General features: G+C 46.8%; 16 protein-coding genes. 8 read left to right on the forward strand and 8 right to left on the reverse strand.

Features of this window, described 5'->3' with window-relative positions:
- The first annotated feature begins 57 nt into the window (after positions 1-57).
- Both FC07_RS14910 and FC07_RS14915 read left to right on the forward strand, forming a co-directional pair.
- Positions 58-987, forward strand: coding sequence for an ABC transporter substrate-binding protein (locus FC07_RS14910; RefSeq protein WP_057905870.1), 930 nt, complete (start codon positions 58-60; stop codon positions 985-987).
- Between the two features lie 106 nt (positions 988-1,093).
- Complete coding sequence (locus FC07_RS14915) at positions 1,094-1,555, forward strand: N-acetyltransferase (RefSeq protein WP_057905871.1); 462 nt, start codon at positions 1,094-1,096, stop codon at positions 1,553-1,555.
- Positions 1,556-1,869: 314 nt separating this feature from the next.
- Here the strand turns inward: FC07_RS14915 and FC07_RS14920 are convergent, their stop codons facing one another.
- The 3 genes from FC07_RS14920 to FC07_RS14930 form a co-directional block, all read right to left on the reverse strand.
- Positions 1,870-2,514 (reverse strand): histidine phosphatase family protein, encoded by a 645-nt coding sequence (locus FC07_RS14920; RefSeq protein WP_057905872.1) that lies wholly within the window; start codon positions 2,512-2,514, stop codon positions 1,870-1,872.
- Positions 2,515-2,516: 2 nt separating this feature from the next.
- Positions 2,517-3,284, reverse strand: coding sequence for a phosphosulfolactate synthase (gene comA, locus FC07_RS14925; RefSeq protein WP_057905873.1), 768 nt, complete (start codon positions 3,282-3,284; stop codon positions 2,517-2,519).
- Positions 3,285-3,640: 356 nt separating this feature from the next.
- Complete coding sequence (locus FC07_RS14930; RefSeq protein ID WP_057905874.1) at positions 3,641-5,035, reverse strand: FAD-binding oxidoreductase; 1,395 nt, start codon at positions 5,033-5,035, stop codon at positions 3,641-3,643.
- Positions 5,036-5,246: 211 nt separating this feature from the next.
- Between FC07_RS14930 and manA the strand changes: the two genes are divergently transcribed.
- On the forward strand, positions 5,247-6,209 hold the full coding sequence (gene manA, locus FC07_RS14935) for a mannose-6-phosphate isomerase, class I (RefSeq protein ID WP_057905875.1): 963 nt from the start codon (positions 5,247-5,249) through the stop codon (positions 6,207-6,209).
- Between the two features lie 28 nt (positions 6,210-6,237).
- Here manA and FC07_RS14940 read toward each other — a convergent pair whose 3' ends face one another.
- A complete protein-coding gene (locus tag FC07_RS14940) occupies positions 6,238-6,999 on the reverse strand; it encodes a TSUP family transporter (protein WP_202813456.1) in 762 nt (253 codons plus the stop codon).
- Positions 7,000-7,176: 177 nt separating this feature from the next.
- On the opposite strand from FC07_RS14940, the gene FC07_RS14945 reads away from it, so the two are divergent.
- Positions 7,177-7,713: a dihydrofolate reductase family protein gene (locus tag FC07_RS14945; RefSeq protein WP_057905876.1), complete on the forward strand. Its 537-nt coding sequence runs from the start codon at positions 7,177-7,179 to the stop codon at positions 7,711-7,713.
- 55 nt (positions 7,714-7,768) lie between these two features.
- Positions 7,769-8,128: a DUF6483 family protein gene (locus tag FC07_RS14950; protein ID WP_057905877.1), complete on the forward strand. Its 360-nt coding sequence runs from the start codon at positions 7,769-7,771 to the stop codon at positions 8,126-8,128.
- Here the strand turns inward: FC07_RS14950 and FC07_RS14955 are convergent.
- Positions 8,125-8,736 (reverse strand): LysE/ArgO family amino acid transporter, encoded by a 612-nt coding sequence (locus FC07_RS14955; RefSeq protein ID WP_057905878.1) that lies wholly within the window; start codon positions 8,734-8,736, stop codon positions 8,125-8,127. The genes FC07_RS14950 and FC07_RS14955 overlap by 4 nt on opposite strands.
- Positions 8,737-8,848: 112 nt before the next feature.
- On the opposite strand from FC07_RS14955, the gene FC07_RS14960 reads away from it, so the two are divergent.
- From FC07_RS14960 to FC07_RS14970, 3 genes are all read left to right on the forward strand, one after another.
- The gene (locus tag FC07_RS14960) at positions 8,849-10,285 is read left to right on the forward strand and encodes an aminotransferase-like domain-containing protein (RefSeq protein WP_057905879.1); all 1,437 of its coding nucleotides are present in this window, start codon (positions 8,849-8,851) and stop codon (positions 10,283-10,285) included.
- Between the two features lie 94 nt (positions 10,286-10,379).
- Positions 10,380-10,688 carry a DUF960 family protein gene (locus FC07_RS14965; protein ID WP_057905880.1) on the forward strand — a complete coding sequence of 103 codons (309 nt, stop codon included), beginning with the start codon at positions 10,380-10,382 and terminating at the stop codon, positions 10,686-10,688.
- Positions 10,689-10,834: 146 nt separating this feature from the next.
- Positions 10,835-11,815, forward strand: coding sequence for a choloylglycine hydrolase family protein (locus tag FC07_RS14970; RefSeq protein ID WP_057905881.1), 981 nt, complete (start codon positions 10,835-10,837; stop codon positions 11,813-11,815).
- Positions 11,816-11,850: 35 nt separating this feature from the next.
- Here FC07_RS14970 and FC07_RS15720 read toward each other — a convergent pair whose 3' ends face one another.
- The 3 genes from FC07_RS15720 to argF form a co-directional block, all read right to left on the reverse strand.
- Positions 11,851-12,744 (reverse strand): helix-turn-helix domain-containing protein, encoded by an 894-nt coding sequence (locus FC07_RS15720; RefSeq protein ID WP_083483356.1) that lies wholly within the window; start codon positions 12,742-12,744, stop codon positions 11,851-11,853.
- 13 nt (positions 12,745-12,757) lie between these two features.
- Entirely contained in the window at positions 12,758-13,078 is a 321-nt protein-coding gene (locus FC07_RS14980; protein WP_057905882.1) for a type II toxin-antitoxin system MqsR family toxin, read from the reverse strand.
- Between the two features lie 165 nt (positions 13,079-13,243).
- Positions 13,244-14,272 carry an ornithine carbamoyltransferase gene (gene argF, locus FC07_RS14985; RefSeq protein WP_057905883.1) on the reverse strand — a complete coding sequence of 343 codons (1,029 nt, stop codon included), beginning with the start codon at positions 14,270-14,272 and terminating at the stop codon, positions 13,244-13,246.

Raw genomic sequence — 14,272 nt, forward strand, 5'->3', positions numbered from 1 at the left:
GAAATAAGATTTTGCGTTAGCAAAATAGTCCTTAGAGACTTTAGGAGGTAATTTTTTATGATGAAAAAGTTAACACGTTACTTGGGGAGCCTGCTGATCATTACCTTGGCCTTTGTGGGCTTGGCCAAACCAGCCGCAGCAGCGGATACCCACGCTTTTAAAGCACAAAATGGCACCGTCCAAGTGCCCAACCATCCCAAACGCGTGGTGGCTGGCTTGTACTTAGGCCAAGTCATGTCCTTAGGCGTCAACGTGGTGGGATCCACGAAGTTAGAAATGCAAAACCCTTACTTAAGTCAACGCAAAGTGGCTAGCATCAAGGATGTGGGCACGCCGATGAACGCCGAAACGGTGATGAAATTAAAGCCTGATCTGATCATCACCAGCACCGATAGCGACACCAAAAAAATGGAAAAAATCGCCCCAACGGTGGAAATTCCTTATACCAAAACCCAGCAATTATACCCATCATTAAATTACTTTGCCAAATTGTTAAACCGTAAGTCCCAAGCAACAGCTTTTAAAAAGTCCTTCCAAAAGGCCAGCAACAAACAAGCTGCTCGTTTGAAGAAAGCCGGCATTAGCACCAAGAAAACCATTGGGATCTACGAAATGCAAAGTGGCAAATTATACGCTTACGGCACCGGGTTCAGTCGCGGCGGTCAAGCATTAACGGTTGGTTTAAACTTTAGCTTGCCAAAGAGCCTGAAAAAAGTAGATTCTGGCGCGGGCTTTAAAGAGATCTCCGTTGAATCCTTACCAAAATACCAGGCAGATTACATGTTCGTCACCACTTCCAGCAGCAAAGGTCAAAAAGACCCTGATTTAGTGGCCATGAAGAAAAACCCAGTTTGGAAATCATTAAAGGCCGTTAAAGCCAAACACATTATTTCCCTACCTTTCAATAAAATGTACTACTACGATCCACTGGCAACCCGCGGTCAGTTAAAATTGGTCACCGATGCGTTGATCAAGGCGGGCAAATAATTTAAAAAAAGTGTCATCAAGTCTTTACTTGGTGACCTTTTTTTATTATGCTAAGGTATGTAACCGCATACATTGCGATATTTATAAATGAAGGTGGTGAATCGTCTTGCAAATTCAAGTCCTAGAAACCAAAAACACCCAGCTCCTGGCCCGTTTAAATGAACCTTTGCAAACCTTTCGGCACCAAAAACAGCCCGACATTTTTGCCCCTTATAATTACGACCACGTTGAAATGGCCTTTGCCCAGCAACTTGTCACCCTGCCTGGGCTCCATTTTATCGTTAGCGTAACCGACACTGGCAAAGTGACTGGCTATGCCAGTTATCAAATCGATTTTCAAAATCACATTCAGCTACAAGCTGAGATCCACGAGCTGTTTATTCTGCCGCAATTCGAAAAAACCCGTTCCCGGCAAGCACTGCTGAGCTTTATTGAAAAAAGTGCCCGGATCAACGGCGCGCATAAATTGTTGCTTAACTACTGGCAAGGCGAACGTGAACTCCAAGATTTTTGCCAAGTGGTAGGCTTTCAACCTTACCGCGTTCAAATGGAAAAGAAGTTGTCATAAAATGAGTGAGCCATAATGCGTTTAGGTTCCGAGTATTAACGAAAAGCCCCCTGAGACTCTGCTCTTTGAGTCTTAGGGGGCTTTACCGTTAAAGGTCGGAATCTGCATTATGGCACACGTTAGAGGCAAGTTTTGTTCCTTTTTTTAGATGCCATGTTTCTGGCGTGACGGTTTTCGTCCGCCAGAATGGTCATCCTCCGAAATAAAATTTTGCGTTAGCAAAATCTAACGCTAGAGATTTTAGGAGGTAAATCTAAAATCGGCCGGGTGCGGTGCGCAAATCAAAATAAGTAATTTGGGCCCGGCTTTTTGCGTTAAATCGACGTATTGCCTTCATTCAGGTCTACCCGTTGTAAATACGCGGTTTGATTATAAACATCCAAATAAGCTTGGTGCGCCACAAAGCCAATAATCGACGTGGACAAGTTTTTCAGGCCTAATAAGTGCTCATTGCCGACTAACGTTTTAATGCCCAACTGACTAATGCCGCCGTGGGAAAAAACCAGCGCATTGTCGTCTGGCCCTAGCTGTTCGCTGATTTTATAAATGGCTCTGGCAAACCGATGGCGGGCTTGTTCAAAGTCCTCCACGCCTAAGGCCGCTAGTTCAGGATCATTTTCACGCCGGGAGAGTTTTGCGAATAATTGTGGCGAACGGGCCACCAGGTCAGCACGTAACTCCCCTTCCCACAAGCCAAAGCCTAACTCTGCCAAATCAGGCACCGGCTGGATCGGCGCCTGTTGGCCGAGCTGCATTTGCACCACCTGTGCCGTTGCAAACGCGCGGGGAATCGGGCTGCTATACCAAGCGGTAAATGAATACTGCGCTAAATACGCCGCTAGCCGCTGATAGTCCGTAAGGTCCGCTAACAATAACGGGCTATTGCCGTGCGCCCCTTGCAGGCGCTTTTCCAAATTCCACTGGGTTTTACCATGCCGCACAATAAAAATTCGTTTCATGGCTAAACCCGACCGACGGTATCGCCACGCAGCCCGTAACGCAAGGTAGCCAGCGCCGTCACTTCATCCGACGCAATATTGCCTAAATTCACTTGCGGCCCAAATTTTAAGATCAAGGCCACTTGTTGCGCTTTTAACGGCGCTTCAAAAATCAAATGGTCGATGCCATGGGTGGTGATTGCTGCTAATTCATCATCGACGATTTGGCCTTGCGCATCATAAATACCGATATTTTTCCCGGCTTCGCGCGCTTCAATGATCACATAATTTGAGCCGGCTGCTAAATCCGCCGCAATGGTGGTCATCCGCTCCCGGGTAGTCAGTTCATGGTCGAGCTTAGGATTCTTTTTGCCAACTTCAGAGATGACAAAAAAACCAGCATCTCGCGCCTGTGTGATCAACTGTTGCCGCTTTTGATGGTCAATCTGCGTTGAGCCATCGCTAACCTCGATGCCTTTAAAGCCCAACGCATCCGCCTCTGCCAAAAACTCATCATACTGGCCTGTGGCTGCGGCAATTTCCAACAAGGTGCCTCCTGGATACGGCATAATCCCGGCTGCATTGTACTTATGCGTTTTCGCCAAGATCAGCTCCCGATCCATGGTCGCCGTCGTCCCCCACCCAAACTTAGCAAAACTAATATCTTCGCCAGCAGTGGCAATCAAATCATCAACGGCATTTAAGCCTAATCCTTTGTCTAACATCATAGTGCGGCCTAAGGTTGGTTCGGCCGTCATCGGTTTCGTTTTTAAAAATTGAAAAGCTTCCATCTTCGCCTACAGTCCTTTCACTTAACTGATAAATTCAGCATATGAAAGCTGGCTTAACTGGAACTTAAACGGCCGTAATCGTCATCAATTCTTCACTAAAAAACCAAGGTTCCTTCAGAAAATGGCACCTGCCCGTCACAAAAAAGTAGCCGGGCTATCATGACTTAGTTTGATTTGCGCACCGCACCCGGCCAACTTTGAATCCATCTGAAAAAAGGAACAAAGTTGGCCTCTAACGTGCGCCATAATGCAACCTTCGACCTTTAGCCACAAAAATAGGTAGAACTCAAAATTCAGAGTTCTACCTATTTTTTCGCTAATACTCGAAGGCTAAACGCATTATGGCCCACTCAGATTTAGTTGATCTTACGACCTGGATTTAAAATGTTCATTGGGTCTAATAATGATTTGATCTGATGTTGTAATTGATCCACCTCAGGGCCTAATTCTTCAGCGTTCCATTGGTTTTTCAACATCCCAACTGCGTGTTCACCTGAAATCGTGCCGCCAAGTGCCAAGGCCTTGCGGAACATTAATTGTAAAGCTTCGGTGACTTTGGCTGGGACTTCAGTTTCTGCCTTAGGCCAGATAATCGATGGGTGCACGTTACCGTCACCAGCGTGGCCGGCCGTATAGATCTCAAGGTCTAAGTCTTTGGCCAGTTTAGCAATGTAATCCATCATTTCAGCAAGTTTAGATAATGGCACCGCCATATCTTCCATCACGTGGTTGCCATTGGCAAAAACGGCTGGCAACATGTCTTGCCGTAATTTCAAAATGGCAGCTTGTTCCTTTTCATCACTGGTGACTTGGACTTTTAACGCGCCAAATTCTTCTAAGACGCTTTGCGTTTTAGCCAACGCTTCTTGACCACCGGCATCTAACCGCAAGATCAACATGGCGCCACTTTCATCGGCGTAATGGGTGCCTTCGTAACGGTCTAACGCGCCTAAAGTTGGCTTATCCAACGCTTCCAACATGGCTGGGTAAACACCTGAAGCTCGCACTTCGGTGACCGCTTTCGCCAAAGCGGTCATGTTTTCAAAGAAAGCCAACCCCGTAATTGGGGTGCCTAAAGGCAATGGCATCAATTTAACCGTAATTTCCGTTACAATGCCCAAAGTCCCTTCTGCGCCGACAAACAATTGGGTCAAGTTGTAGCCAAAGGCTTGTTTCAACGTGCGATGGCCTAATTCGACTTTGCGCCCATCTGCTAAGATCACGTGTAAGCCTAAAATGTTATCTTTAGTGGCACCATATTTAACGGTGCTCATGCCACCTGCGTTGGTGGAAACATTGCCCCCAACTGCAGCAATGCCTTTTGAACCAGGATCTGGGGCGTAAAACATCCCAATTTTACGTGCGGCATCATCCAAGTCTTTGTTGATCACACCTGGTTGCACCACGGCAACTTGATCGGCACGGCTGACTTCCAAAATTTGATTCATGCGCTTCAAGGATAATAAAATGCCACCTTTAACGGCGTCAGAGCCAGAAACAGTACTAGTAGCAGTGGTTTGTGGGATCACAGGTAAATGGTAATACCGCGCTACTTTCAGCACGCCTTGAATATCCGCTTCATCGCCAACTTCAACGTAGGCCAACAAATCACCATCAGCGCTGCCAACACCGTTAGGCGCATTTTTATGCGCGGCTAAACTCGCTGCATCGGTTTTGATCACTGCATTGGGTGCTGCCGCCTGCAAGTCGTCTAAAATTGTTTTTTGATCATAAGCTGGAAATTTTGCCATTTCAAATCTTCCCTTCTGTTTTAAGTTCACCATTAATATATCACTTACTTTTTGTAAGTGCAAGCTTTTTCTCAACCCAATTCTGATCATGGCGAATTCAGGCCGTCATTTCAAGTAAAACGAATCGCAATCGCTTACATCGCGTTATTTTGTGTCAGGTCCAGACCACTATGGTAAACTGAAGGCAACTATTAATGATGAGGTGATTTTGTTGGCAGAACCTTTCTTTTTACAACCTTATTTTCAAGAAAAAATTTGGGGCGGCAAAAAATTAAAAACTGACTTTGGTTATGATATTCCCAGCGATTTAACGGGCGAATGTTGGGCCATTTCAGCCCATCCCCATGGTCCAAGCACGGTGATCAATGGCCCTTACGCAGGGCTTACACTGGACCAAGTTTGGGCCCAGCATCGGGACGTTTTCGGCAATGCCCAAGGTGCTGTTTTCCCATTACTCACTAAGATTTTAGACGCTGAAGCCGATTTATCCGTTCAAGTCCATCCGGATGATGCTTACGCCGCAGCACACGAACATGAGCTGGGGAAAACAGAATGCTGGTACATTATTTCTGCTGAACCTGGCGCTGAATTGGTTTACGGCCACAAAGCACAAACCCGCGCTGAATTAAAACAATTGATCGAAGCCGGCGACTGGCAAGATCTATTTGAACACGTGCCCGTTAAAGCCGGGGAATTCTACTATGTCCCAAGCGGCACGATCCACGCTTTGGGGAAGGGCATTATGGCCTTAGAAACCCAACAAAGTAGCGACACCACTTATCGGTTATACGACTACGATCGGGTAGACGCTAAATCCGGCCAAAAACGTGAACTCCACTTGCAACAATCCATCGACGTGACCACGGTGCCCTTTAAAATGCCAACCTTAGACATCCAAACTGATGCACAAGCAGGGGCGACGATCACCACTTACATCAAGGCGCCTTACTTTAGCGTTTACCAATGGCGCGTCACCCAGTCATTGACGTTAAACCGCACCACTGCCCCTTATACTTTGGTTTCAGTGTTAGATGGTAATGGCATGATCACGGTGGATGGCACCGATTATCCCATTCAACGCGGTCAGCATTTCTTCCTACCCTTTGACGTAAAATCCTGGACCTTACAAGGCGACTTACAGCTCATCGCTTCGGAACCTGGTCCTAAAGCTTAACAAAAAAACTGCCCATTGCGGCAGTTTTTTAGTGGAAATAATCCCAAGTATTCTTTAATAATAAAATCAATGTCATGCCAATGAAAATCACCCGAATAAACTGCGTGCCCATTTTCAACGTGATCCGTGCCCCTAAAAAGGACCCGATCACACTGGCGACGCCCATCGGTAAGCCAATTAAAAAATGGACGTGTCCTAACACGATAAACAAGATCAGCGACACCACATTGCTGGTTAAGTTCAACAACTTCGCGTTGCCGGCTGCCCCTAAGAAATCAAAGCCTAAACTGAGAAAGGCAAAAATCAGAAAAGACCCCACACCTGGGCCAATAAAGCCATCGTAAAACCCTAACGCACCGATCACCAGCGCAAAACCAACCCAGTGCCAACCCGTTAGCTGTTTAAAAGTGGACTTGGCGCCCCAATTACGATGCCAAATCGTGTACACCAACACCGCCGCCAACAAAATCAACATTAACGGCTTTAACACGTTGGAACTGATCTGCGTCACCGCCCAGGCGCCTAGTAACGCCCCCACCACCGTAAATGGCATTAAGTACCGCAGCAACTTTAAATTGATTTTTCCAGAACGTCGAAAAATCAAAGTGCTGGTGAACGACCCTGCGGCACCAATAATTTTATTGGTCCCCACCGCAGCGGCTGGCGGCAAGCCACTAAACATTAACGCTGGTAGGGAGATCAAACCGCCACCGCCTACCGCCGAATCAATAAACCCCGCTAAAAAACCTAACCCAATCAAAATGACCATCATGGTCGCTGTCACATGCACCTGCGTTCACCCCATTCATTTGTTTTCATTGTAGCGCTTTAACTCAGGCTAGCAAACTGTTTTTTAGCAAACACATTACCTCATCGTTATTGTTTCAATTCGCTTTTGCAATCGTTTTCAGGTATAATAAATTTAAACATTGTTTCACAAAATACTAGTCGAACGGGGTTGATTTAAATGGCAGCAACGCAACGTAAAGTAATTTTGTATTTGATTCAAAGTTTAGATGGGTATACTGCAGACGCAAACGGCGGTATGACCTGGCTCCAACAACTGAATACTTCTCAGGCTGACCAAGCCTATCAAAAGTTTTATCGCACCATCGATACAGTGATCATGGGGCGTAAAACCTATTTAAAAGCCAACAACTTAGCGGGTAGCTATCCTTATCGCGATAAGCAAAACTTCGTCTTCTCCACCACACTACACGATACGGAAGATAACGCTACCGTGGTCGCCGGCAACGTGGTCCAATTTGTTGAACAACTGAAGACCCGACCTGGCAACGACATTTGGTTAGTCGGTGGCGTGGACTTATTTGCAGTGTTACTCCAAGCCCAGCAAATCGATGAATTGATCATCACCATTGCCCCTGTTCTGTTAGGTGAAGGTATCCCATTACTGCACACCCAACTGAAAGATGTGCCGTTAAACCTGACCCACACCGAAAAAATCGGCGAAATGGTCCAACTGACCTATCAAATTGAACATTAATCAAAATGCCGATCACAGCCCTGTGGTCGGCATTTTTTGAAAGGAAGCCCTTAGCATGACTGAAGAAAACGATTGGATCATGCGGCAGATCAACAGCTTTGCCCAAGGCTTAGGTTACCTGCTGGCCCAGCGTAAAGGCGCTGCGCAAACCGAAATTATCTTTCCGGCAAAAGAGGCCCAAAACTTGCCGCATCAAGCTGAATTGCAACAGTTGATCCACCAGCAAGCCTATGGCGCTGCGGCTGCTCGCTTGTTAAAGTTACGCTATGCCATGACGGAGCCAAAATTCATGGCGCTTAGCTTGTGGTTTTACAACACGTTAAATCAGTACAACGATACGCAATTACAAGCCGGCCAGTATTCCAAGCAGGCCATTGTGGCTGGCCTGAAACAGCTCGAACAACTGACTGATTAGGCCACCGCTTTGATGAAATCGACCATCAACCGCAACCCATACACCAAGATCACCACGCCACAAATTCGATTTAACCCCACTAAAAAGCTGGGCTTAAACCGTTCCCGCAGCCAGGTCAGTGTCAACGCGATCCCGAAAAACCATAAAATTGACGCCGTGCACACCCCGATGACGAACCAATCTGCAGCCGCTCCTTGTAGCGATACCCGAAAAGCGCCTAACAACAAGGTCCCATCTAAAATCGCTTGGGGATTTAACCAGGCCACGCTAAAAGCGGTGACAAAAGCCGCCCCATAACGAAAGTCACGACTAGGGGCTAAGGTCGTGTCGGGTTTTTCCCGCAATAAACCGTACCCCATGACTAAAATCACTAGGCTGCCTACCAATAAAATCAGCAATTTTAACCAATGAAAGGTTACCAATAACTGCCCAATCCCAAAAAACGAGGCTAACGCCAACGAAATATCAAAAAAAGTCACAAAGCCGGCCACGATCAGCGCCCGTGGTCGGGTCTGAGCCAATGCGGTTTTGATCATGAATAAATTTTGTAGGCCAATTGGGGCAATATACGCCAAACCAAACCCAATGCCTTGCCAATATGTTGTCATCTCTCACCCATCCAAACTATGTTATGATAGCCTTAGTTTAACTGGTTTTTAGGTTGCTGCAACCAGCCAAATCCAATTGATTAACCCAGCCAAATCTGAAAGAGGTGGCACCATGCAAGTGCAATTCCATTGGCAACGGCAAGACACCGCCCAACCCCTGTACCAGCAATTGATTCAATATTGCCAACAAGAGATCGCCCAAGGCAATTGGTTGGTGGGCCAAACTTTACCGGCCCAACGCGTTTTGGCGAAACAGCTCGGGGTAAATCGCAGCACCATTAGTCTGGTTTACCAACAGTTACAAGCAGCTGGCTTGATCAGCGGCCACCGTGGCGGCGGCACCACGATCATTAGCAATACTTGGTCCTTACTGATGCAACAAAAAAATCTCAATTGGGCCGATTATGTGGCCAGTGGCCCGTTTAATGCCAATTTACCCACCATTCAAACCATTAATCGCACTGAATTTAACACGCCGTTACGCTTAAGCACCGGGGAACTCGCCCCTAGCTTGTTGCCCAAGGCACTGTTTCAAACTGCCTTACAACAAGTCAGCGACCAACTGACCCAACTGAATTACTTACCCCCACAAGGCGACCTGGCCTTGCGCCAACAGCTGGTTACGCAGTTAGAACGCTGGCAAATTCACACCACACCGGCCCAAATTTTGATCACCTCAGGGTCTTTACAGGCCTTACAACTGATCTCCGTGTCCCTGTTAAATCAGCAGGCCACGGTTTACACTGAAAATCCCACCTACTTAAAATCCTTGGAAGTCTTTCAATCGGCAGGCATCCAGCTGGTGGGGCTTCCGCTAACGGGTAGTGGGCTGGCCTACTGGCAACTGCCGGAAACCCCTGCGCAGCAAGTGCTGTACACCATTCCCAGTTTTCACAACCCCACTGGCCAAGTGATGACGCTGGCCCAACGCCAAGCCTTACTCACCTTTGCCCAAAAACGACAACTGCCGATTATTGAAGATACGGCTTATCAAGACTTGTGGTTCACCACCCCACCACCGGCGCCGTTAAAGGCGTTAGACCAAACGGGCGCGGTGATTTACCTGGGCACTTGTTCCAAAAACTTAGCGCCTGGCCTACGTTTAGGCTGGGTCGTGGCGCCAGAACCGATTATTCAGCGCTTAGCCGACGTGAAAATGCAAACCGATTACGGCGCCAGCTCCCTGTCCCAAAGCACCTACGCGGCGATTTTAGCCCAACCGGCTTATCAAACTTACTTAACCGATTTGCGCCAGCAACTGGCCCAGCGCTGCCAGGCAGCTTTAGACGCCGTCACCACCTACCTCACCCCTTACGCCACTTGGCAGGCTCCAACAGGCGGCTTCTACTTATGGGTCAAGTTTGATCCACGTTTAAACTTAACCCGCCTGTTTCAAGCAGCTCAACAACAGGGCATCCTCTTTAATCCCGGCACCGTGTACAGTTTTCGAAAAAGCCAGGCCATTCGTTTTTCATTTGCTTACGCGGAACCTGCTGATTTTCGCCGGGGGATTCAGCTACTGGCCCAATTGATCAAAGCCCAATTTTAAAGAGCAGTTTGCTTTGGTTTTTAATTTAAAAGTGCTAGCATAGAACCACAATGAACATTACGAACGCCTGTTAAGGCCAAAGGAGGCCCACTTTATGTTTGCAGCCAATCAACAACGCTTTGCCACTTACGATGTGATCGCAAAATTACCTGGTGAAATGATCGATGAATTTTGGTTCATTATCGACCAATACTTACAAGGCGTCCTACCTATGGACGATACCCTGACCTTCCGGCTTTCCAGCCAAAAGGGCCATGTCAGCTACGATTACCTTTACAACAAGCAAATGATTGCCCGCTTTGATACCCAGTTTGCGTTCCAAAGCGAGTTTCCTGAATATGTGATGGTTTACGATGACGGTGACAACCAAACGGTGTTATTACCGGATGGCAACAATCAATAATGCTTAAGCAACGCTGATGGCTTTCAGCGTTGCTTTTTTGTAATTTTCACCTGATCACCTCACTTTTTTCACATTTTAATGGCCGTCGCATTCCCTGGCGCAGCGTGCTAAACTAAACGTAATCCCCAACGAAAGAAGTTTTGCACATGTGTACAAGTTTGACTTATCAAACCAGTGATGGCCATTACTGGTTAGCCCGCACCATGGATTTCGCCTTTGAGCTTGGTGGTGAGCCAGTGGTACTGCCACGTCATTACACGTTTCAAAGCGTGACAGGCAGTCAGTTCACCACACGTTACGGGTTTGTAGGCGCCGGCGCTAAATTGCAAGACTATATTTTAGTCGATGGCGTTAATGAAACTGGCCTTAGTGCGGCGGCACTCTATTTCTCTGGCCAAGCCCAGTACACGGATACCCCTGCTGCCGATAAATTGAATCTGGCTTCCTTTGAATTGCTAAATTGGCTGTTAGGGCTGCATCAGAATAACGCGGATGTAGCTGCTGATTTAGATCAAATCAACGTAGTTAACTTTGAATTGCCGCTGCTACATGCCAACGTGCCGCTACATTGGATCATTACCGATCAAGCTGGCCATTGCAACGTTTTAGAAATTCGCGCAGACGGCCTGCATTGGTTAAACGATCCAGTCGGCGTCATGACCAACAGTCCCAACTTTGAATGGCACCAACAAAACCTTGGCAATTACGTGCAACTGCAAAATGGCAGTCAACCTGAGCGCCAATTCCACGATTACACGGCCCAAGAAATTGGCCCTGGTTCCGGCGCCTTGGGCCTACCTGGCGACTATACATCGACTTCCCGCTTTGTCCGCGCCGCCTACACCCGCCAATTTGCCCCACGCATGTCTGATCAAGCAGCCATTAACACCGTTAATCACTTGTTAGAGCCGTTCGACATTGCCAAAAACCTGAAATTACAAACCAATGGCAATTCCGACTACACCCAGTACCGCGGCTACATGCAACTAAGCCAACCCACTTACTATTTCCAGCCTTACGAAAACAGTACGCTAAGTGCAGTTCAATTAACCGAGGCCCTGCTCACCAAAGATACGGCGACGGTTTTGCCGGTGCCACGACAACAAGACGTCCATCAGCTAAACTAAAAAATCGGCTACTCGAAAAATGAGTAGCCGATTTTTTAGTTCACGCGATCATAGGCAATTTCGTCAGCCGTTCCAATGCGTTGCAACATTTTCTCATCTGGTCCAGACTGCGCCACTGCCTGCATGGTTGCTAATTCTAACGCTGTAAACCAAGTTTCATCAACTGCCTGTGTTGCTTGATAGCCAGTTGCCGTTTCGGCAAGTACACCTGAATTCACCAAAGCGCCATACACTAATTGGCGCTTGATCGGCTCGACTTTGGTTGCTGGTTTGCAGTACACCATCCCACTAATACCGACTGTCTGTTGTCCGAAAAAAGTAAAGTCAGCCGTGGCTAATAAATCATTTAATTGCCGCGCATCACAATGAGGTCCTTGTTGTAAAAAGAAACTCACAAATTGACCAAATTTTTTCAGATCAAAGACTTGATACCCTGCAACAATCGTCTGATTTGTGGCTTGAAAACTTTCAGTGATCCCCGTTTCAATCAAGACTTGCGCCGCCACAGGTGCCTGCTGTGCCAACAGTGCCGTTTGACCGCGTTGACTGATCTTTTCACGATTCACAGTGAATAGAAATTGGACATGTTGCTGATCTTGTTCCAAGGCCAGTAACGCACTATTATGAGCATGGGAAGGCAACGTGCCGGTTTCATAAGTCGCAATCGTCGTTGGGCTCCAGCCTAACAAAGCCGCAAAATCACGCTGACTTAACCCTAAGTTTTGGCGTAATGTTTTGATACGTTGCACTGAAATAATTTGATTTTTGCACCGATAAATTGTAAATGCTTGTTGAATAGCCTGCTCATCCAACACTTCATCAAATACTTGGTGGCCCGTCTTCAAATCAAAACGTGCTGGTACACACGCTTCAATCGTTTGACCGTGTAAGTGATACGTTTCAGTCACCATTCTAACTTCAGTTACCATTTCATTGTCCTCTTTATCCATCAATCGTCTCATGAAATGAAAGCACCTTAGCGTGGCCTGCAACCAATTTGACCTTAATGTACAAATAGCTTGGTGTAAGGCCGTATTTGCGAAACTTCCAAACGTATTCCCCAGGACGATTGCGATCTCGCTCAGGTCCTGCCACATAATCTGCCGGCGTTAACTGCAAAAGTACAATCCGAATCGCTGCTGGCGTCATGCCCGTCACACTGGCATAGCTGGCCCGACGTTGCACAATTTCCCAATCCTGATGCGAAATAGCCCGTTTAAAATCCAGTAAAAAGCGTTGTATCGTAGCCTGACTTGCGTACATAAAAGCGCCTTTAAATCATATTTCAAGCATAGTATTGCTACAAATTTGTAGCAACTTATTAATCCTTGATACTTTAATTTACGCAATTCAACCGTTATTATTTTAAGACATCAAAAAAAGCGCACGACTTGCCTTTTCAGGTAAATCGCACGCTAGTATTAAGCTTTACTTTTCATCAAACAAACTATCTGGAATAAATAAATCCCCTAAAGTCGCAGCCATCACCGCTTTAATCGAGTGTAACCGGTTTTCAGCTTCTTCAAAAACCACTGAATGTGGGCCGTTAAACACGTCGTCCGTGACTTCCAAAGCGTCCATGTGGAATTGTTCGCCTAATTGCTTGCCAACAGTGGTTTTGTGATCGTGGAAGGCAGGCAAACAATGCAACACAATGGTATCATCTTTGCCGGTGGCGTCTAACAAGGCTTGGTTGATTTGATAAGGTTTCAAAGCGTTGATCCGTTCTGCTGGATCCACGTCTTCCCCCATGGAGATCCAAACGTCCGTATACAAGGCGTCTGAACCGGCAGCTGCTTCCTGTGGGTCAGCGGTTAACAAAACGTCACTGCCATGTTTGGCGGCTTCGGCTTTGGCCAAGTCCACAATGTCTTGGGCTGGCCACAAGCTTTCAGGCGCCCCAATATGAATATTGACCCCTAATTTAGCCGCTGTGACCAACAACGAATTGCCCATGTTGTTCCGACCGTCGCCTAAGTAAGTTAAGGTCAAGACTTTCAAATGGCCAAAATGTTCTTTTAACGTCATAAAGTCGGCAATCATTTGCGTTGGGTGCCATTGGTCGGTTAAGCCGTTCCAAACGGGAACCCCACTATCTGCGGCTAAGGTTTCAACAGTTTCCTGCGCAAAGCCTCGGAATTCAATGCCGTCAAACATACTGCCTAAGACTTTGGCGGTGTCGCTGGTGGATTCTTTTTTACCAAACTGAATGTCATTTTTGCCTAAAAATTCAGGATGGGCCCCTAAGTCAACGCTGGCCACGGTAAAGGCTGAGCGCGTCCGAGTTGAATTTTTTTCAAACAATAAGGCAATGTTTTTACCTTGTAAGTATTTGTGCGGAATGTTTTTCTTTTTCATATCCTTTAAATGCAAGGCAAAGTCGATGAAATAGTTGAGTTCGGCCGTGGTAAAGTCGATTTCTTTTAAGAATGATGTATTTTGAAAATGATTAGTCAT

It is taken from the genome of Loigolactobacillus bifermentans DSM 20003, from assembly GCF_001434575.1.
Lineage (GTDB): Bacteria > Bacillota > Bacilli > Lactobacillales > Lactobacillaceae > Loigolactobacillus > Loigolactobacillus bifermentans.

Coding starts and splice junctions, on each gene's coding strand:
- FC07_RS14910 (WP_057905870.1), top strand. CDS start 58: ATGATGAAAAAGTTAACACGTTACTTGGGGAGCCTGCTGATCATTACC.
- FC07_RS14920 (WP_057905872.1), bottom strand. CDS start 2,514: ATGAAACGAATTTTTATTGTGCGGCATGGTAAAACCCAGTGGAATTTG.
- comA (WP_057905873.1), bottom strand. CDS start 3,284: ATGGAAGCTTTTCAATTTTTAAAAACGAAACCGATGACGGCCGAACCA.
- FC07_RS14930 (WP_057905874.1), bottom strand. CDS start 5,035: ATGGCAAAATTTCCAGCTTATGATCAAAAAACAATTTTAGACGACTTG.
- FC07_RS14945 (WP_057905876.1), top strand. CDS start 7,177: ATGGCAGCAACGCAACGTAAAGTAATTTTGTATTTGATTCAAAGTTTA.
- FC07_RS14950 (WP_057905877.1), top strand. CDS start 7,769: ATGACTGAAGAAAACGATTGGATCATGCGGCAGATCAACAGCTTTGCC.
- FC07_RS14955 (WP_057905878.1), bottom strand. CDS start 8,736: ATGACAACATATTGGCAAGGCATTGGGTTTGGTTTGGCGTATATTGCC.
- FC07_RS14960 (WP_057905879.1), top strand. CDS start 8,849: ATGCAAGTGCAATTCCATTGGCAACGGCAAGACACCGCCCAACCCCTG.
- FC07_RS14965 (WP_057905880.1), top strand. CDS start 10,380: ATGTTTGCAGCCAATCAACAACGCTTTGCCACTTACGATGTGATCGCA.
- FC07_RS14970 (WP_057905881.1), top strand. CDS start 10,835: ATGTGTACAAGTTTGACTTATCAAACCAGTGATGGCCATTACTGGTTA.
- FC07_RS15720 (WP_083483356.1), bottom strand. CDS start 12,744: ATGGTAACTGAAGTTAGAATGGTGACTGAAACGTATCACTTACACGGT.
- FC07_RS14980 (WP_057905882.1), bottom strand. CDS start 13,078: ATGTACGCAAGTCAGGCTACGATACAACGCTTTTTACTGGATTTTAAA.
- argF (WP_057905883.1), bottom strand. CDS start 14,272: ATGACTAATCATTTTCAAAATACATCATTCTTAAAAGAAATCGACTTT.